At 68.0% G+C, this 18,088-nt stretch carries 19 protein-coding genes; 11 read left to right on the forward strand and 8 right to left on the reverse strand.

What is annotated here, in order from left to right:
- Positions 1 to 24: 24 nt before the first annotated feature.
- The 4 genes from LFM09_RS33125 to LFM09_RS33140 all read right to left on the reverse strand — a co-directional run bounded on the left by LFM09_RS33125 (position 25) and on the right by LFM09_RS33140 (position 4,225).
- Complete coding sequence (locus tag LFM09_RS33125) at positions 25 to 1,170, reverse strand: cystathionine gamma-synthase (RefSeq protein ID WP_414100516.1); 1,146 nt, start codon at positions 1,168 to 1,170, stop codon at positions 25 to 27.
- Positions 1,167 to 1,571 carry a hypothetical protein gene (locus LFM09_RS33130; RefSeq protein WP_414100517.1) on the reverse strand — a complete coding sequence of 135 codons (405 nt, stop codon included), beginning with the start codon at positions 1,569 to 1,571 and terminating at the stop codon, positions 1,167 to 1,169. The genes LFM09_RS33125 and LFM09_RS33130 overlap by 4 nt, the downstream gene beginning before the upstream one ends.
- Before the next feature lie 95 nt (positions 1,572 to 1,666).
- Positions 1,667 to 2,767: an RDD family protein gene (locus LFM09_RS33135; protein ID WP_414100518.1), complete on the reverse strand. Its 1,101-nt coding sequence runs from the start codon at positions 2,765 to 2,767 to the stop codon at positions 1,667 to 1,669.
- Positions 2,768 to 2,854: 87 nt separating this feature from the next.
- Positions 2,855 to 4,225 (reverse strand): cystathionine beta-synthase, encoded by a 1,371-nt coding sequence (locus LFM09_RS33140; RefSeq protein WP_414100519.1) that lies wholly within the window; start codon positions 4,223 to 4,225, stop codon positions 2,855 to 2,857.
- 119 nt (positions 4,226 to 4,344) lie between these two features.
- Between LFM09_RS33140 and LFM09_RS33145 the strand changes: the two genes are divergently transcribed.
- The 3 genes from LFM09_RS33145 to LFM09_RS33155 all read left to right on the forward strand — a co-directional run bounded on the left by LFM09_RS33145 (position 4,345) and on the right by LFM09_RS33155 (position 6,910).
- Positions 4,345 to 5,217, forward strand: coding sequence for an SGNH/GDSL hydrolase family protein (locus LFM09_RS33145; RefSeq protein WP_414100520.1), 873 nt, complete (start codon positions 4,345 to 4,347; stop codon positions 5,215 to 5,217).
- Between the two features lie 91 nt (positions 5,218 to 5,308).
- Complete coding sequence (locus LFM09_RS33150; protein ID WP_414100521.1) at positions 5,309 to 6,529, forward strand: acetyl-CoA C-acetyltransferase; 1,221 nt, start codon at positions 5,309 to 5,311, stop codon at positions 6,527 to 6,529.
- Between the two features lie 171 nt (positions 6,530 to 6,700).
- On the forward strand, positions 6,701 to 6,910 hold the full coding sequence (locus tag LFM09_RS33155; RefSeq protein ID WP_414100522.1) for a hypothetical protein: 210 nt from the start codon (positions 6,701 to 6,703) through the stop codon (positions 6,908 to 6,910).
- On the opposite strand, the gene LFM09_RS33160 is transcribed toward LFM09_RS33155, so the two are convergent.
- Together LFM09_RS33160 and LFM09_RS33165 are read right to left on the reverse strand one after the other, a co-directional pair.
- Complete coding sequence (locus tag LFM09_RS33160) at positions 6,907 to 7,320, reverse strand: GNAT family N-acetyltransferase (protein WP_414100523.1); 414 nt, start codon at positions 7,318 to 7,320, stop codon at positions 6,907 to 6,909. The genes LFM09_RS33155 and LFM09_RS33160 overlap by 4 nt on opposite strands.
- 681 nt (positions 7,321 to 8,001) lie before the next feature.
- Positions 8,002 to 8,805, reverse strand: a complete 804-nt coding sequence (locus LFM09_RS33165; RefSeq protein ID WP_414100524.1) for a Bax inhibitor-1/YccA family membrane protein — start codon at positions 8,803 to 8,805, stop codon at positions 8,002 to 8,004.
- A 317-nt stretch (positions 8,806 to 9,122) separates the two neighbouring features.
- Here LFM09_RS33165 and LFM09_RS33170 point away from each other — a divergent pair, with 317 nt between their 5' ends.
- The 3 genes from LFM09_RS33170 to LFM09_RS33180 are packed head-to-tail and all read left to right on the forward strand — an operon-like array spanning position 9,123 to position 12,403.
- On the forward strand, positions 9,123 to 10,511 hold the full coding sequence (locus LFM09_RS33170; RefSeq protein ID WP_414100525.1) for an MSCRAMM family protein: 1,389 nt from the start codon (positions 9,123 to 9,125) through the stop codon (positions 10,509 to 10,511).
- On the forward strand, positions 10,496 to 11,200 hold the full coding sequence (locus LFM09_RS33175; protein ID WP_414100526.1) for a class F sortase: 705 nt from the start codon (positions 10,496 to 10,498) through the stop codon (positions 11,198 to 11,200). Before LFM09_RS33170 ends, LFM09_RS33175 begins: the two co-directional genes overlap by 16 nt.
- Positions 11,201 to 11,257: 57 nt before the next feature.
- On the forward strand, positions 11,258 to 12,403 hold the full coding sequence (locus tag LFM09_RS33180; protein WP_414100527.1) for a polysaccharide deacetylase: 1,146 nt from the start codon (positions 11,258 to 11,260) through the stop codon (positions 12,401 to 12,403).
- A gap of 14 nt (positions 12,404 to 12,417) precedes the next feature.
- Here the strand turns inward: LFM09_RS33180 and LFM09_RS33185 are convergent, their stop codons facing one another.
- Positions 12,418 to 13,452 carry a PQQ-dependent sugar dehydrogenase gene (locus tag LFM09_RS33185; RefSeq protein ID WP_414100528.1) on the reverse strand — a complete coding sequence of 345 codons (1,035 nt, stop codon included), beginning with the start codon at positions 13,450 to 13,452 and terminating at the stop codon, positions 12,418 to 12,420.
- 178 nt (positions 13,453 to 13,630) lie between these two features.
- Positions 13,631 to 14,524 (reverse strand): PQQ-dependent sugar dehydrogenase, encoded by an 894-nt coding sequence (locus LFM09_RS33190; protein WP_414100529.1) that lies wholly within the window; start codon positions 14,522 to 14,524, stop codon positions 13,631 to 13,633.
- Positions 14,525 to 14,891: 367 nt separating this feature from the next.
- Here LFM09_RS33190 and pqqA point away from each other — a divergent pair, with 367 nt between their 5' ends.
- The 5 genes from pqqA (at position 14,892) to pqqB (ending at position 18,030) form a co-directional block, all read left to right on the forward strand.
- Entirely contained in the window at positions 14,892 to 15,014 is a 123-nt protein-coding gene (gene pqqA, locus LFM09_RS33195) for a pyrroloquinoline quinone precursor peptide PqqA (RefSeq protein WP_112270711.1), read from the forward strand.
- 95 nt (positions 15,015 to 15,109) lie between these two features.
- Complete coding sequence (gene pqqC, locus LFM09_RS33200; RefSeq protein WP_414100530.1) at positions 15,110 to 15,805, forward strand: pyrroloquinoline-quinone synthase PqqC; 696 nt, start codon at positions 15,110 to 15,112, stop codon at positions 15,803 to 15,805.
- A complete protein-coding gene (pqqD, locus tag LFM09_RS33205) occupies positions 15,802 to 16,080 on the forward strand; it encodes a pyrroloquinoline quinone biosynthesis peptide chaperone PqqD (protein WP_414100531.1) in 279 nt (92 codons plus the stop codon). Before pqqC ends, pqqD begins: the two co-directional genes overlap by 4 nt.
- Complete coding sequence (gene pqqE, locus LFM09_RS33210) at positions 16,073 to 17,152, forward strand: pyrroloquinoline quinone biosynthesis protein PqqE (RefSeq protein ID WP_414100532.1); 1,080 nt, start codon at positions 16,073 to 16,075, stop codon at positions 17,150 to 17,152. The genes pqqD and pqqE overlap by 8 nt, the downstream gene beginning before the upstream one ends.
- Positions 17,149 to 18,030, forward strand: a complete 882-nt coding sequence (gene pqqB / locus LFM09_RS33215) for a pyrroloquinoline quinone biosynthesis protein PqqB (RefSeq protein WP_414100533.1) — start codon at positions 17,149 to 17,151, stop codon at positions 18,028 to 18,030. Before pqqE ends, pqqB begins: the two co-directional genes overlap by 4 nt.
- Positions 18,031 to 18,088 lie beyond the last annotated feature (58 nt).

Below are 18,088 nucleotides of genomic sequence, written 5' to 3' on the forward strand. Positions count from 1 at the left end.
AGGGGCCTTTCGCGTTGCCAGAACTCAGCCCAGGGCGGCCAGCAGGTCGGCCACCAGGTCGTCACCGGACTCGATGCCCACGGAGACGCGCACCAGGTCGGCGGGCACCTCCAGCATCGACCCAGCCGTCGAGGCGTGCGTCATCTTGCCGGGGTGCTCGATCAACGACTCCACACCACCCAGCGACTCGGCAAGCGTGAACAGCTTGGTCCGCGCACAAACCTCCAGCGCGGCAGCTTCACCACCCTCGACGAGGAACGACACCATCCCGCCGAACCGCCGCATCTGCTTGGCCGCGACAACATGGCCGGGGTGCGACTCCAGGCCGGGGTAGATGACCTTCTTGACCCGAGGATGCCGAACCAAGGCCTCAGCCACGAGCTCAGCGTTGTCGGAGTGCTTCTCCATCCGCAGCTCAAGCGTCTTGAGCCCGCGCAACGTCAGGTAAGCGTCGAACGGCCCAGGAACCGCCCCCGCACCGTTCTGCAGGAACCCGAACGCCGCGTCCAGCTCCTCATCAGAGGTGATCAACGCACCACCCACGACATCGGAGTGCCCACCGATGTACTTCGTGGTCGAGTGCAGCACCACGTCCGCGCCGAGCTCCAACGGCGTCTGCAAAGCAGGCGACGCGAAGGTGTTGTCCACAACCAGCTTCGCGCCCACGGAGTGCGCCACCTCGGCGATCGCCGCGATGTCACCGATGTTGAGCAGCGGGTTCGTCGGCGTCTCGATCCAGACCAGCTTGGTCTCAGGGCGCAGAGCGGCGCGGATCGCGTCCACGTCCGACACCGGGGCGGGCGAGTGCGTGACGCCCCACTGCGAGAAGACCTTGTCGATCAGCCGGAACGTGCCGCCGTACGCGTCGTTCGGGATGACGATGTGGTCGCCGGGCTTGAGGAAGGTGCGCAGCGCCGCGTCGGTCGCACCCATGCCGGAGGAGAACGCGCGGCCGTAGCGGCCCCGTTCCAGCGACGCGAGAGCGGTCTCCAGCGCGCGGCGGGTCGGGTTGCCGGTGCGCGAGTACTCGAAGCCCTGGCGCAGCCCGCCGACGCCGTCCTGGGCGTACGTGGACGTCGCGTAGATGGGCACGTTCACCGCACCCGTGGTCGGGTCCGGGTCCTGACCGGCGTGGATCGCCCTGGTCGCGAAGCCGTATGGGGTGCTCATGTCCGAAGGGTACTCACCCATCTGGCGGTCGACGGCAAGAGTCCAAATAGCGAACTCACCAGCGCCAGCAGGATCGCCAGCATCGCGATGTCCTGCAGCCCCACAGCGTGGAAGACCGCGACGGTCGTGATGAACCCGTTCACCTCGGTCAGCGTCAGCACGAGCTGGATCAGCACCAGCACCGTCCCGGCGAGGATCAGGAACCGGCCGGCGCCCACCCGCAGGCACAGCAGCGCACCGCCCGCGATGAGCAGCACGGTCGCCACCCCCTGCAGACCGAGAGCGAGCTGGAACTCGAAGACCTCGATCGCGAACGAGGCCAGCCGGCCCATCTCGACGATCTGCCAGATCATGCCGATGAGCAGCGACAACCCGGCTGCGGCGGCCAGCAGGCCGCCCACGACGCCCGTCCCGCCGCTAGCAGGACGTGGCCCCGGAAACGGGCCAGCCCCCGGCCACTGAGATGTGGACGGGGGCTGGTACGGCTGCTGAGGGTTCACCAACCCTGCTGCTGTCCGTAGCCCTGCTGCGGCGGCTGACCGTAGCCACCCGGCTGCTGCTGCTGGGGGTAGCCGCCGGTGCCCGGCTGGCCGTAGCCCGGCTGCTGCTGCGGGTAGCCGCCGGTGCCCGGCTGCTGGTAACCGCCGCCGCCGTACGGGCCGGCGGTCTCCGGGGCGTTGATCACGACGGACTTCATGATCTTGTCAGCCCAGGTCTGGTTCTTCGGCTCCCACAACGGGGCGAAGAAGCCCGCGTAGCAGGGGATCGCGTCGACCACGTGGCACAGGCCGCGCACGAAGTTCGTGCCGATGCCCAGCGGCTGCATGGTCTCCTCGGAGACCAGCTTGATCTTCGCGACCTTCTTGCCGATCGACTGGCCCGTCTGACCCTGCTTGATGATCACGTTCCAGACGACGTAGCCGAGCGTCGCGAGACCGAAGACCAGGCTCAGGATGGCCGCGAGACCCGGTGCGTCGTACGCGAGCGCCGGCACCAGGAACAGGGACAGCATCTGGACGACGATGACCGGGCCGATGTCGACCAGGTAACCGATCGCGCGCTGACCCCACTCGGCGTAGCCGGTCGGGGGCGGCGGTGCCATGCCGGGCATGCCGTAACCGGGCTGGCCGTACGCACCCGCGGCCGGCTGGCCGTACGGGTTCGACTGCGGCGCGCCGTACGGCTGCTGCGGCTGACCGTAGGCCTGCTGCTGCGGCTGGCCGTACGGGTTGGACTGCGGAGCACCGTAAGGCTGCTGCTGCGGGGCACCGTAAGCCGGCGGCTGCTGCGGCGGAGCACCGTACGGGGGCGGCGGCTGCTGGGCGGGGAAACCGCCAGAGCCGGGTCCCTGCGCCGGGAAGCCACCGGAGCCGGGGGCCGCCGGGGGCACCTGGCCGGGGCTGACGACCTGGGTGGCGTCCGCGTTCGGCTGCGGTGCGGCAGGAGACTGACCAGGCGAGACGACCTGCGTGGCGTCCGGGTTCGGGTTGGCCGCGGACGGCTGACCTCCACCGGGGACGATCTGCGTGGCGTCCGCGTTGGGCTCCTGCTGCGGCTGACCGCCGTACTGGTTTCCTGGCGGCTGCGGGGCGTTCATCCGGTTTCCAACCCCCTTGGCTGGGCCGTGTGCGAGTAAGACTGATGATCTGGGGCGTCACGCTATCGGACGCACCCGCTTCTACGCTCAGCGACCAGCCAAGAACCCCAGAATGTCCTGCCGAGTTACGACTCCGGCAGGCTTGCCGTCCTCCAGGACGAGGGCCGCGTCGGCGTTCGAGAGCGCGTTCATCGCGATGCCGACCGGCTCACCCGCGCCGAGCGTGGGCAGCGGCGGCGACATGTGCTTGTCGAGCCGGTCCGAGAGCTGCGCCTTGCCGGTGAACAGGGCGTCGAGCAGGTCGCGCTCGTTCACCGCGCCCGCGACCTCGGCGGCCATGATGGGCGGTTCGGCGTTGACGACCGGCATCTGCGAGACACCGAACTCGCGCAGGATCGCGACCGCGTCACCGACGGTCTCGTTCGGGTGTGCGTGCACCAGGTCGGGGAGCATGCCGCCCTTGCGGCGCAGCACGTCGCCGACGGTCGCGCCGGTCGAGTCCGGCGGCAGGAAGCCGTAGGACGCCATCCAGCGGTCGTTGAAGACCTTCGACAGGTAGCCGCGGCCACCGTCGGGGAGGATCACGACCACGACGGCGTCTTCCGGCAGGTCCTTCGCGATGCGCAGCGCTGCGGCGGCCGCCATGCCGCACGAGCCGCCGACCAGCAGGCCTTCCTCGCGGGCGAGGCGGCGGGTGACGTCGAACGAGTCCGCGTCCGAGACCTCGACGATCTGGTCGCAGATGGTCTTGTCGTACGCCTCGGGCCAGAAGTCCTCACCGACGCCCTCGACGAGGTACGGCCGGCCGGTGCCGCCGGAGTAGACGGAGCCCTCCGGGTCCGCGCCGATGACCTGCACGGCGCCATTCGAGATCTCCTTGAGGAAACGGCCGGTGCCGGAGATCGTGCCGCCGGTGCCGACGCCCGCGACGAAGTGGGTGATCTTGCCTTCGGTCTGGCGCCAGATCTCGGGGCCGGTCTGGTGGTAGTGGCTCGCCGGGTTCTCCGGGTTGGAGTACTGGTCGGGCTTCCAGGCTCCGGGGATCTCCCTCACGAGCCGGTCCGACACGTTGTAGTAGGAGTCCGGGTGCTCGGGCGCGACGGCGGTCGGGCACACGACGACCTCGGCGCCGTACGCCTTCAGGACGTTGCGCTTGTCCTCGCTGACCTTGTCCGGGCAGACGAACACGCACTTGTAGCCCTTGCGCTGGGCGACCAGCGCGAGACCGACGCCCGTGTTGCCGGACGTGGGCTCGACGATCGTGCCGCCGGGCTGCAGCTCACCGGACTTCTCGGCCGCCTCGACCATCCGCAGGGCGATGCGGTCCTTCACGCTGCCGCCGGGGTTCAGGTACTCCACCTTGGCCAGCACCGTGGCCTTGATCCCCGTGGTCAGGGAGTTGAGCTTGACCAGCGGCGTGTTGCCGACCAGATCGACGACGTGCTCGACGTACTCCACCGGTATCTACTCCCCTGCTCCCACTCTCCGAGATAGCGGAACGAAGCCTAGCTCTAGTGACGGCGGAGGTTAATTCGAACAGCGGTACCGACGATTCACCTGGAAAGGGGGTGTTGCGGATGATCGGACTGAGGACGCTGCGAGCGGTGGCGATGACCGCCGCGACGCTCGGAGGCCTCTCTGGCGCGCTGGTCGGGTTGCTGAACGAGCAGGGCAGACGCGCTCGGGTGGCCATCGGCGTGCTGGAGCACCTCTGGCCCGCACCGGACGGCGTGTACGCCGACGACGGCCGCGATCCGCTGCGGTTCGCGGTGCTCGGCGACTCGATGGCGGTGGGCGTGGGTGTGACACATCCCTCGCAGATGCCGGGCGTGCTGCTGGCCCAGGCGCTGGCGGAGGAGATGGAACGGCCGGTGCGGCTCTCCACCTACGCCATCAGCGGCTCGACCACGCGCGACCTGGTGCCGCAGGTCGACGCGGCCGTGCTGGACGCACCTCAGGTCGCGTTGATCATCATCGGCGCGAACGACGTCACGTCGCGGATCGGGCCGCGCGAGTCCGCTCGCCTGCTGGGGGAACAGGTGCGGAAGCTGCGCGCGGCCGGCTGCGGTGTCGTCGTCGGCACCTGCCCCGACCTGGGGATCGTGCGGCCGATTCCGCAGCCGTTGCGGTTGATCGGGCATCAGTACAGTCTGCGGCTGGCTGCGGCGCAGACCGCCGAGGTCACGCGGGTCGGCGGCGTGCCGGTGTCGCTGGCGAACCTGCTGGCGCCGGAGTTCATGGCACGGCACGTCGACATGTTCAGCTCCGACCGCTTTCACCCCAGCGCCGTCGGCTACGAGGCCGCAGCCGGTGTGCTGCTGGCACCGTTGTGCCAGGTGGCGGGGTTGTGGCCAGGCTGGGTCGCGCCTTCTGCCCCACTGCGTTCGGCGGCGGCTCTGGCCTTGCGACCGTCACGGCTGCCGGGATGGCTGCAAAGACGGCACGCCTGAGTTCCGGAATTCTCGTCACGTGCGCTGGCCGGGGTGAGCGGGCGTTAACTAGGCTCGACGGCAACCTTGACTCTCAACGAGGAGTTTCGTGATGCCTGAGGCCGTGATCGTCTCCGCCGCCCGCTCCCCCATCGGCCGCGCGGGCAAGGGCTCGCTGAAGGACGTGCGGCCGGACGACCTGGCGGCGCAGATGATTCGCGCTGCACTGGACAAGGTGCCGCAGCTCGACCCCGCGCAGATCGACGACCTGATGCTCGGCTGCGGCCTGCCCGGCGGTGAGCAGGGCTTCAACATGGCGCGCGTCGTCGCCGTGCTGCTCGGCCAGGACTCCCTGCCCGGCACGACCGTCACCCGGTACTGCGCCTCTTCCCTGCAGACCACGCGCATGGCCCTGCACGCCATCAAGGCGGGCGAGGGCGACGTGTTCATCTCGGCCGGCGTCGAGACCGTGTCGCGGTTCGCCAAGGGCAGCTCCGACTCGTGGCCGGACACGCACAACCCCATCTTCGGTGACGCCGAGGCGCGCACGGCTTCCGTCGCCGCTTCAGGTGCTTCGGAGTGGGTGGACCCGCGTTCGCTGGACGTCGTGCCGGACGTCTACATCCCGATGGGGCAGACCGCCGAGAACCTGGCGCTGCTGAAGGGCGTCTCGCGGCAGGAGATGGACGAGTTCGGCGTCCGGTCGCAGAACCTGGCCGAGAAGGCGATCGCGGACGGCTTCTGGGCCCGCGAGATCACGCCGGTGACGCTGCCCGACGGTTCGGTCGTGTCTGCTGATGACGGCCCGCGCGCCGGCGTGACCTACGAGGCCGTTTCCCAGCTGAAGCCCGTGTTCCGCCCCGACGGCCGGATCAACGCCGGCAACTGCTGCCCGTTGAACGACGGCGCCGCAGCTCTGGTGATCATGTCCGACACGAAGGCGCGCGAGCTCGGCATCACGCCGCTCGCCCGGATCGTCTCCACCGGCGTCTCCGGCCTGTCGCCGGAGATCATGGGCCTCGGCCCGGTCGAGGCCTCGAAGCGCGCCCTGGCGCTGGCCGGGTTGTCGATCTCCGACATCGACCTCGTGGAGATCAACGAGGCGTTCGCCGCCCAGGTGATTCCGTCGTACCAGGACCTCGGAATCGATTTGGACCGTTTGAACGTGAATGGTGGCGCAATTGCCGTCGGTCACCCGTTCGGCATGACCGGTGCGCGCATCACCACGACCTTGATCAATTCCCTGCAGTTCCACGACAAGCAGTTCGGCCTGGAGACCATGTGCGTCGGCGGTGGTCAGGGCATGGCGATGGTGATCGAGCGCCTGAGCTGAGTTCCTGGGGCTTTCCCACAAGATCTGCAAATTGACGCTTGCAAGTAGCTCCGCTTCACCCGAACGGAGCTACTTGCCTGCCACCTTTCTGCCGATGAGCTAAATCGTCGCGCAACGGCGTCATCAGGCGAGGGGGAGTCCGTCCCTACCGTTGAGTAAGGAGGGTCGGACATGCCGTACGTGTGGTGGCAAAGCGAATACGACCTGCAATGCCATGCTTTCTCCCTCGATCAAGCCAACGGGTCTCGCAGCTTTTACGAGGCCGTCTGCGAACACTCCGTTCCCGATGAGCGGGTGTCGCGCGCTCAGGCCGGCGCTCTGTGCACGAACTGCCTGATCAAGGTGGGCACCGAGATGCCGGACGTGCGCTGGCGCGCTTAGACCCGACGCATTCCGATCACGTCCGGTGCGGTCTCCGCGAACCCGTGGCGCGCGTAGAGACGACGGCCAGGCGGATCGGCCAGCAAGTTGACGTTGGCGTTCGGCGCGACCGCGTCGATCTCCCGCAGCAACGCGGTCAGGACCGCGTCGCCGATGCCTTTGCGTTGGTGGTGCGGCAACACCGCCATGTCGATGATGTGGAAGTACCAGCCGCCGTCACCGATCACGCGACCCATCCCGACGCTTTCACCTGATTCCACGTGAACGACGTGGCACGCGGCCCAGGCGCCGCTGATGCCGTTCTCGGCTTCTTCACGAGTCCGTTCGCTCAACCCGCCCGCTTCTTTGCGCAGGCGCAGGTAGTCGTCGACGGTGGGCGGTTCCATGACGAGCCGGTAAGCGGAGTCCACGCATTCCCCCAGAAGTCGAATTTCCCCTGACCGCGACCGGGTCGGTCCGGCCGGCGTGTCCCTCGTGCGCGGCGGATCACGAGCAGCAAACGCACACGTCGCCGCTGTACTGCATCGCGGCGATGATCGCAGTGCGGCACGGCGTCCTGTTCGCCGACTACGGGCAGTTCTACGTTCAGGACGCTGTCGCTCACGACCGCGCGATGCGCGCAGGCGCAGCCATGGACCCCGATCGTCCCGCGGGCGGCTGGACCGAGGACGCCGTCCAGGTACACCGGATCGGGTTGGAACCGCACTCGATCTCAGTGGGGACAGCACGTGAGGACCTCGTCGAAACGGTCCTGGCAGTCCACACCGGCCCGCCGCGACTGACCATCAACGCCGAGCACGTCGTGGAAGCCGACCTCGACGTTCCAACCGGGGTCGCGTCAATCGTCGGCTCCACCCGCCGACTCCGCACCAGACGTACCCGGCGACCACTTCGGCTACCACGTCGACATCTGGCCGACCACGGAACCCAGCGCCCTCACCTCGGTCAGACAAGGACCATCTCCCCGGGGAGGCTGATCCCGCATCACGGAGACGCACACCCTGCGCCCCGATCGAAGTGTCACTGCCGCACTAGAACGGCGAAGGGGCGCCCCGCCGCAGCGGAACGCCCCTCCGAAGTCACCCGAAGCGTCAGTCCGAGTTGAAGTACGACAGCAGGCGCAGGATCTCGGTGTACAGCCACACCAGGGTGACCGTGAGACCGAACGCGATCTGCCACGCGAACTTCGCCGGCACGCCGGCCCGGATCGCCTGGTCGGCAGCGTCGAAGTCGATCAGGAAGCTGAACGCCGCGAGGCCGATGCAGACGAGGCTGAAGATGATCGCGAGCGTGCCACCGGAGCGGAGGCCGAGGCCGCCGGCGGTGAAGAAGCTCATGATCAGGTTGAACAGCATGAGGACGGCGACGCCGATGATCGCGCCGGTGATCCACTTGGTGAACTTCGGCGTGACGCGGATCGCGCCCGTCTTGTAGACCACGAGCATGCCGGCGAACACGCCGATCGTGCCGATGATGGCCTGGCCGATCACCACGACGCCCTGGCCGGGGTTGCCGGTCCAGCGGTCGATCATGGTGCCGATGATTCCGCTGAACGCGCCGAGGAAGACACCTTCGACGGCTGCGTACGCGATGACCAACGGCGGGCTCGGCATGCGCTTGAACGTGATGATCAGCGCCAGCACGAGGCCGATGATCGCGGCCGGGAAGAGCAGGACCCACGCCTGCATCAGGTAGGTGACGACGGCGGTCACGGCCACCACGGCGAGCGTGATGCCCGTCTTGGTGACGACGTCGTCGATCGTCATGGGCCGCTCGCTGGTCAGCGGCGGCGGGGCCTGCTGGTAGCCGGCCTCTGGCTGGCCAAAGCCTGCGTAGCCTCCGTACCCGCCGCCGGTCGGCAGGTTACGGAAAGCCGGGTTGCTGCTGGAGCGCACCTGGTCCTCCTGGGGCGTTGCTTTACGCCGTCACGGGTACAACGAGCACGCTTGGTGCCAGGTTCCCCGTCGGTAAAGGCGACTTTACCCCCGACGACGATCACACGTGCGCCAATTCTGCGCTAACTCCAGAGCGTGATGAGACTACGGCGTGTCGCGGCGTGTCACACACAAAGTGCGTAAGCCCGGTCACATTTCAATCACGTTCACACCCAGAGTGACGACACACTTCCCCCTCGTGGCGGCTTGTCCCCGGTGTGGGGTACCGCCAGGCTGCTCGCGGGATTACCACAGGTCAGAGGGGATCAAGATCCAAAATGGGCTGGAAACGTCTGGCCGCCGTGGCGGTGGTTTCGGGGCTCGCGCTCCTGACCTCGCCCACGACGGCGACCGCAGTCGGCGTCAAGGGCATCGGCCACAACGCGTCAGGTCTCCAGCCCAACGCCACAGAGGGCAGCCAGTGGCACGGGTCATACGTCTGGCAGGGAAAGCACGTGTGGTGCGTGCAGTACGCACTGCCCGCGCCGGACAGCAACGTGAACTACAAGGAAGGTGACGCGCTGCGGACGAAGGCGGGCAAGGACCTCGCCCCTGACGTCGCGGCGAACATCTCCTACCTCCTGCTGCGCTACTCCACGACGAAGTCGCCGGAAGAAGCCGCCGCGCTCGCGCACCTCCTGCACAGCTGGACGAGTGCGCCCGACGGCCCCGTGCGCCTCGACACCACCGACCCGAAGTACCTCGCCTACGACGCGCCCTTCTACGCCGCGCGGCTGCCGCAGTCCGTCATGGACACCGTCGCGCGCCTGAAGGCCGACGCCGAAGCCAACCGCGGCCCGTGGGCGCTCTCGGCCACCGCGCCGAAGGAGCCGCTGATCATCGGACTCGAGTCCAACTGGACCGTGTCCCTGGTCAAGGCCAACGGCAAGGGCGTGCCGAACGCGGCGATCGACTTCACGCTGACCGACGCCACGCTCGTCGACGGCAGTGTCGGCGGCAGGGCCACCACCGGCGCCGACGGCAGCCCAGCCAAGATCAAGATCGTCCCCACCGGCCCGAAGCCCTCGATCGCGGCCGTCGCGGACTCCCCCGCCGACCGCCCGGTCGTGCACCAGCCGATCCCGACGGACAACATGCAGCGCATGGTCACCACGGGCGGCGAGAAGAAGCTGAACGCCGCAGCCAACGGCCAGGCCAAGACCGCGCCCGGCATCGTGAAGATCACGAAGATCGACGCCGAGACCAAGAAGTCGATCGCCGGCGTCGCGCTGCGCGTCACGGCCAAGGACCAGACGAGCCCCGCGGTGAAGCAGGACGACACCCCGCTGGTCGGCACGGACGGCAAGCCGCTGGTGCTGCAGACCGGCTCCGACGGCACGGTCGCGGTGCCGGACCTGCGCACCCCGCAGGAGATCTGCCTGGTCGAGGTCGCTGCCCCCAAGGGCTACGAGGAGTTCTTCGACCCGAAGGCGCCGCCCGCCTCGTGCGGCACGGTCGCCGCGGGTCAGACGCTCGCGCTCGAACTCGTGAACAAGCCGAACAAGCCCGTGGTGCCGAGCACGATCCCGGCCGGTGAGGACGGCAAGACGCCTGTCGCGACCGCGTCGTTCGACACCCAGCTGCGTCCCGGTCTGATGCTCGCGGTGGGTGGCCTGGTGCTGCTCGGTGCGGCGCTGGCAGGCTTCCTGGTGTGGCGCAGGCAGTGAGTCCCAAGGCGTTCCTGACCGGCGTGCTGGTGGCGGGCCTCGCCGCCACCAGCGTGCTGGTCACGTCGTCCGAGACGGAGGTCCTGAAAGGACACGCGGTCGCGGACGAGATCCCCGTGGTCGGTCCGGGGCCGGTGGGCGACAGCCTGAGCACCGGCCGCGGCGCCGACCTCACCGGGTTGCTCGGCGGGGCGAACACGGCCAACGCCAAGCCCGCCGACCCGAAGCAGCAACAACCCGCGCCACCGAAAGCAGGCCCCGGTTCGGTGCGGCTCCCCTCCGGCGGCACGGCCACGCTGGTGCGCCGTGAGGTGAAGGACGGCGTGCTGCCGGTGCCCGACGGCATCGGCGAGGCGACCTGGTGGGGCACCGAGCTCGCCGGCGCGGAGGGCGCGACGGTCCTCGCCGGACACGTCGACTGGAAGGGCGCCAAGGGCCCGTTCGCCGAGCTGTGGCAGGCGCAGAACGGCCGTGAGGTCGTGATCGCCGACAGCGCGGGCAAGGAGTTCAAGTTCCGCATCAAGCAGATCGAGACCGTGCGCAAGGAAGAGCTCCCGGCCCGTGCGGTCGAGTTCTTCGGACCCCGCGGCCCGCACCGGTTGGTGCTGGTCACCTGCGGTGGCACGTGGGTCGGCGGGCAGCAGGGTTACGAGGCGAACCGAGTGGTGATCGCCGAACCCGTTGGGTGACGAAGCAACCCCTTCGGGTGACCAGTCGTCTCCTAAAGTGTGAAGCGGTGGGGATGGTTGACCACGGGCGTGGCTCTTGCGCTGGCCCTCGTGCTGGTGATGACTCTGGGTCCGCACAAGGACGAGAACCCGGCGGAAGCGGGTCCGTTACCGATGGCGCCCCGGCTGCCCGCGCCGAAGGACGCCGGACCGACACCGACCGTCCCCGCGCCCACCCCCGAGCAGCTGCAGAAACAGCCGTGGATGCACAAGCTCGCGCCCGGTGAGAAGCCACCGCAGTTCGTGCTCTTCTCCTTCGACGGCGCGGTGTCCAAGCAGCACTGGGACAAGGTGCTGCCGATCGCGCGGGAGAAGAAGGCGCACGTCACCGGCCTGCTGTCGGGTGTCTACATGCTGTCCGACCAGGACAAGATGCAGTACACGCCACCGGCCGGGCTCAAGCGCGGCGTCTCCGACATCTCGTTCGGCGGCACCAGGCAGGACATCCAGAGCCGGATCGGCTACCTGAACCAGGTGATCGACGACGGCCACGAGATCGGCACGCACTACAACGGCCACTTCTGCTCCGGCGGCTCGCAGCCGTCGGTGGACAAGTGGGACACCAACGCGTGGAACGTCGAGCTCGACCAGTTCGAGCAGATCGTGGACAAGGCCAGGGCGGCCGGGTTCAAACTGCCCAAGGGCGCTGTCCGAGGTGGACGGACGCCGTGCCTGGAAGGCAACTGGGACCAGGCTTTCCCCGCGATGGCCGCGCACGGCCTGGTCTACGACACCAGCAAGGTGGCGCTCGGCGTGCAGTGGCCGTCCGTCCAAAACGGACTCTACGAGTTCCCGATGCCCGAGGTCCGGGTGCCCGCGCTGGGCAAGCAGGTCGTGATGATGGACTTCAACCTCTGGTACTCCCTCAACGGCGCCCAGGAGCAGCCGGAACGCGCCGGTGAGTTCACCCAGATCGTCTTCGACACGTACAAGTCCGTCTACCAGGCCGCGTTGAACGGCAACCGCGCGCCGCTCGTGATCGGCAACCACTTCAACGAGTGGAACGGGTCGGCGTTCTCGAACGCGATGGAGCAGTTCCTCGGGTACGTGTGCGACAAGCAGGACACGGTGTGCGCCACGTACACCGAGGTGATCCAGTGGATGCAGCTGCAGGATCCCGCGGTGCTGGACCAGCTCCGCGGGATGCCCGCAGCCCGCAACTAGATCAGCGTGCCGGATCAGCCGTCAGTGGAGATGATCCGGTCGTCGTTCGCGCCTGGCTGGCCGTTGTTGTCCTGGTTGGACGTGCCGAGCCACAACGTGCCGTCCGGCGCCGGAGCCACCGCGCGCACGCGGCCGTAGCTCGAGAACACCGACTGCGGCGTGCCGAGCGAGGTGCCGCTCACCGGGATCTTCCACACGCGCCGGCCGGTGACCGCGCCGACGTACAACGCGTTCTTGTAGAAGGCGATGCCAGCCGGACCGGCCTGACTCGTGCTCCACGTCTTCACGGGGTTGGTCATGCCCGCGGTGTTGCAGTTGCCTTCACAGGTGGGCCAGCCGTAGTTCTTGCCGGCCTCGATCCGGTTGATCTCATCGGTCGAGCTGTTGCCGAACTCGGTGGCGTACGCGGTGTTCCCGACCCAGGTGATGCCCTGGACGTTCCGGTGGCCGATCGAGTAGACGATGCTGCCGGCGCGAGGGTTGCCGGCAGCGGCCCTTCCAGCCGTGTCGAAGCGGAGAACCTTGCCGCCCAACGAGTTCCAGTTCTGCGCGGTGCTCGTGTTCTGGCCGTCACCGGTCGTCGCCCACAGGAAGCCGTCCGGACCGAACTCCAAGCCGCCGCCGTTGTGGTAGCGGTTCTTCGGGATGCCGCTCACGATCACCTGCGGCGTGCCGCCGAGGGCGAGCTTCGCGACTCGGTTGTCGTTCGCCGTCGAGTAGTAGATGAAGACCGAGTTGTCGGTCGCGAACGTCTTCGACACGGCGAGGCCGAGGAGGCCGCCTTCACCACCGGTCGTCTGGGCCTGTTCGACCGTGTCCAGTTCGGTCACGGTGGTGCCCTTGATCTTCTTGATCTTGCGGGTGTCCCGCTCGGTGAAGATTCCGCTGCCGTCCGGCAGGAACTCGATGTCCCACGGGATGTCCAGTTTCGTGGCGATGGTCCGCTCCGCGAGCACCGAGGGGCCGTCCTGTGCGGAGGCCGGTAGCACGCAGAGGGAGGCCGCTACGGCAGTGCAGGCTGCCGCGGCTGCAATACGTCGAGCACGCATGTGCTCTCCTTCGTGTCCGCTCGAATTAGTCTGCGGCGGCGGCATTGCAGGGCGTATTTACCCAATCACACATCGCATGGACTGACAACGGTAATCGGATGTCTGCGGGCACCCCTCGCCTCCGAGCGGGTGAGGCGAGGGGCGTTCTCAACTACCTCCGGTAGCGAGTCTGGTGTGGTCAGTTGCCGTCGGCGATGTGGATGCCGCCGGGCGTGATCACCCACAGTGAACCGTCGGGACCCGCGACCTCGTCGCGCGTGCGGCCGAGGTTGGTGTAGATCTTGCCGCCGGCACCACTCGTGTTGATCTTGAAGGTGCCGCCCTTGAGGGACGCCATGTAGAGCATGCCCTTGTAGGTGGTGATGCCGGACGGGGTGGCCTGCGAGGTCGGCCACTGCTTGACCGGGTTGGTCATGCCCGCGGTGCCGCACGAGCCCTCACAGGTCGGCCAGCCGTAGTTCTTGCCGGCGTCGATCTTGTTGAGCTCGTCGACCTTGCTGGCGCCGATGTCCGAGATGTACAGCTGGCTGCCGACCCAGGTCAGGCCCTGGACGTTGCGGTGGCCGTACGAGTAGACGAGGTTGTTGAACGGGTTGCCCGGCGCGGCCTTGCCGTCCTTGGTCATGCGCAGGACCTTGCCGCCCAGGTTGTTCTTGTTCTGGGCGTTGCTCCCGTTCTGGCCGTCACCGGTACCGGCGTAGAGGAAGCCGTCGGGACCGAACTTGATCCGGCCGCCGTGGTGGAACTGCGAGCCGCGCGGGATGCCCGTGACGATCGGCTTCGGTGCGCCGCCGCCGATCTGCCAGGTGGCGATCCGGTTGTCGGATCCCGTTGTGTAGTAGAGGAAGAGCGTCTTGTCCGCGGCATAGGTCGGGGACACCGCGATGCCCAGCAGCCCGGCCTCCTTGGTCACCGAGATGCCGGGGATGTCGCCGACCTTGGTGACCTTCCCGTCCTTGGTGATCGTGGAGACGGTCTTGGCGTCCTTCTGCGTGAAGATGCCGGTGCCGTCCGGCAGGAAGTCGATGCTCCAGGCCTGCTTGAGGCCGGTCGCGATCGTTTTGACAGCCATCGTGCCGACTTCGTCCGGTGTCGCTGCAGACGCCAGCGGACTGCCGGAAAGTCCTACCGCAAGCGCGAGGACGCCGACATACGCACTTCGACGAGCACCCATTGTGCTGACCCCTCCAACTTTCGCGTCGTGCGGCGACGGCGAGCCCGCGTGGGAGGTTGCGGGCTGGGGGCTCCCAGATACAACCACGGTGTGTAGTCGGTGTCGAATCCGCCAATCGGGTCACCCCTCCGATGACTTTAGGTAACTTTATGTACGGTCTAGACCTTGACGGCTCGGAAGACATAACGTGTGGCTTGCCGCCGCGCCCCACGGAAGTGCCGCGCGCCCACCGGGCTCGCTGGCTCAAGACCCGAGGAGTTGCGCCATGAACGTTGTCGTCACCGCTACCGAGCAGAAGCTTCCCGAGGTCAAGCGCGAGTGGGTCAAGCCCGACTTCCGCGACTTCGAGACGCCGATGGAGGTCACCGCCTACGCAGCACGCAGCTGACGTTGGGCTTTGGCCGGGGTTCCCGTCACCTGCCGGGAACCCCGGCCCCACACGCCTCGCCGCGTCGTTCCTGGTCGACCGAGGAGTTTCCGCCAATGACTGCCGTTCCTCCCGCGGAGTTCGTCGCCGAGCTCCGCGCCCTCGCACCCCGGTACTGGGACAGTCACCCGTTCCACCTGCGCATGCACGCGGGCCAGCTGAGCAAGCACGAGCTGCAGGCGTGGGCCGCGAACCGCTGGTACTACCAGCGCTGCATCGCCCAGAAGGACGCCGCGATCCTCTCCAACTGCCCGCTGCCGGAGATCCGGCGCCAGTGGCGTGAACGGATCATCTGGCACGACGGCACACAGCCCGGCGAGGGCGGTGCCGAGAACTGGATCCGCCTCGCGGAAGCCGTCGGGCTGACGCGGGAGGAGGTGCTCGACGAACGGCACGTGCTTCCCGGCACAAGATTCGCCGTCGACGCCTATGTGAACTTCGCGCGCACCCAGCCGTGGGTCATCGGCATCGCGTCCGGCCTGACCGAAATGTTCTCGGGCGCGTTGATGCGCAAGCGTTTGGCGGCGCTGCGGGAGCAGTACCCGTGGATCGCCGAGGAGGGCTTCGCCTACTTCACCAACCGCATCCAGGCGGTCGCGGGTGAGGGACAGGCCACTTTGGACATCGTCGTCGAGCACTCGGTCACGCGCGAGCAGCAGGAGGCTGCTGTGCGGGCGCTGTCGTTCAAGTGCGACGTGCTGAGGGCCGTGCTGGACGCCGTCGACTACTACTCGGGCAAGGGCAAGCCGTGACGTCTGTCGTCGCACTGGACGCCGTGCCGCACATCCGGCGCGGCGTGAAGTGCACTTACGACCAGATCCGCGAGGCTCACGTCGTGCTCTTCCCCGAAGGTGTGCTGGTGCTGAACGAGACCGCTGCCTCCGTCGTGTCGCTGTGCGACGGGGTTCGGTCCGTGGGTGACATCGCGCTGTCGCTGGGCGAGACCTACGTGGGCGTGGAGCCCGAGGACATCGCCGAGCTGGTGGCGCGCCTGGTGGAACGAAGGGTGGTGGACGTCGATGGCTGAGGCTCCCTTCGGTCTCCTGGCCGAGCTGACGCACCGGTGCCCGTTGCAGTGCGGCTACTGCTCGAACCCGGTCGAGCTGGTGCGCCGGGACGCCGAGCTCTCGACCGAGGACTGGCTGCGCGTCTTCGACCAGGCTCGGTCGTTGGGCGCGTTGCAGATCCACCTGTCAGGCGGCGAACCGCTGCTGCGACCGGACCTGCCCGAGCTGGTCGCGCACGCGAACAGCCTCGGCTGCTACGTCAACCTGGTCACGTCGGGAGTGGGTCTGTCCCGGGACAGGTTGCGGGACCTGGCTTCGCGCGGCGTCGACCACGTGCAGCTCTCCCTGCAGGACGCGACCAAGGCGGGCAACGACCGGATCGCCGGCATCAAGGCGTTCGACCGGAAGGTGGAGGCCGCGGCGTTCGTCCGTGAGGAAGGCCTGCCACTGACCGTCAACACGGTGCTGCACCGGCAGAACCTCGATAACATCGCCGGGATCATCGCGATGGCCGAGGAGATGGGCGCCGAACGGCTGGAGCTCGCCAACACCCAGTACTACGGCTGGGCGTTGCGCAACCGGGCGGTCCTGCTGCCCACCCGCGAACAGCTCGCGGTGGCGGACCCGATCGTCGCGGCGGCGCAGGAACGTCTGCGCGGGCGGATGGAGATCGTCTACGTCATCGCGGACTACCACGAGGCACACCCGAAGCCCTGCATGTACGGGTGGGGCGCGCGGCAGCTGACCGTCGCACCGAACGGCGACGTGCTCCCCTGCCCCGCCGCCACGGTGATCTCGACGTTGAAGATCGAGAACGTGCGGGACTCGTCGTTGCACGACATCTGGCACAACTCGTCGTCCTTCAACGCTTTCCGCGGCTACGAGTGGATGCAGGACCCGTGCCGCTCGTGCCCGCGCAAGGAGATCGACTTCGGCGGGTGCCGGTGTCAGGCGTTCCAGCTGACCGGTGATGCCGCCGCTACCGACCCGGTGTGCTCCCTGTCTCCTGCGCGGTCCACAGTGGACTTGATTCTGGAGACCGAGATGACGCCCGCGGTCGAGCCGGCGATGGCCATGAGGAAGATGACTTGAAAGCAGTTCTGCTCGGCACCACGGCCGGTGGCGGTTTCCCCCAGTGGAACTGCGCGTGCGCCCTTTGCGTGCGCGCTCGTTCCGGTGAGTTGCCGTCGCGTTCCCAGGACTGCCTGGCGATCAGCGGCAACGGCACCGACTGGTGGCTCGTCAACGCCTCGCCGGACATCCGCACGCAGATCGCCTCGTGCTCGCTGCTGAACCCCGGCCCCGGCGCGCGTGACACACCTCTGCGCGGGGCTTTGTTCACCGACGCCGAGCTGGACCACACGTTGGGGCTGCTGACGTTGCGGGGCGGCGCCGGGTTGACGGTGTGGGCGCCGGGCACGGTGCTGCACGCGCTGAAGGACCAGTTCGACCTGCGGACGGTGATCGACGGGTACGCGCCGGTGGCGTGGCGGCAGGTTGAGGCCGACCAGTCGTTCGACCTCGGCGGCCTGCGGGTCTCGGCGATCCCGATCAGCGGCAAGCGACCCAAGTACGCCCGCTCGTCCACTGTGGATGGTCATTGGGTGGTCGCCTACCGTTTTGAGGATCTTGAATCAGGCGGCGTGCTGGTCTACGCGCCGTGCCTCGCTTCGTGGCCTCCTGGCTTCGACGAGGTGGTGGCCGGGGCCGACTGCCTGCTGCTGGACGGCACCTTCTACGCCGCGTCCGAGATGGGTTCGGCGACCGGCAGCTCGTCCGGTCAGGCCGCGATGGGCCACCTGCCGATCACGGCGAGCCTGCCGGAGCTGCGGCGGTTCCCTTCCGTGCGGCGCATCTACACCCACCTCAACAACACCAACCCGGTGCTGGACCCGGCCTCGCCCGAGTCCGCGAAGCTGCGCGAGGCGGGTGTCGAGGTGCCGTTGGACGGCACCGTCATCACCCTGTAGAGCAGAATTCTTTCACTTTCGAGCGATTAACTGCGCGCAATTGTCGCGATGAGTTGCG

The sequence above is a fragment of the Lentzea alba genome, from assembly GCF_047445655.1.
In the GTDB taxonomy this organism is placed as follows: Bacteria; Actinomycetota; Actinomycetes; order Mycobacteriales; family Pseudonocardiaceae; genus Lentzea; species Lentzea alba_A.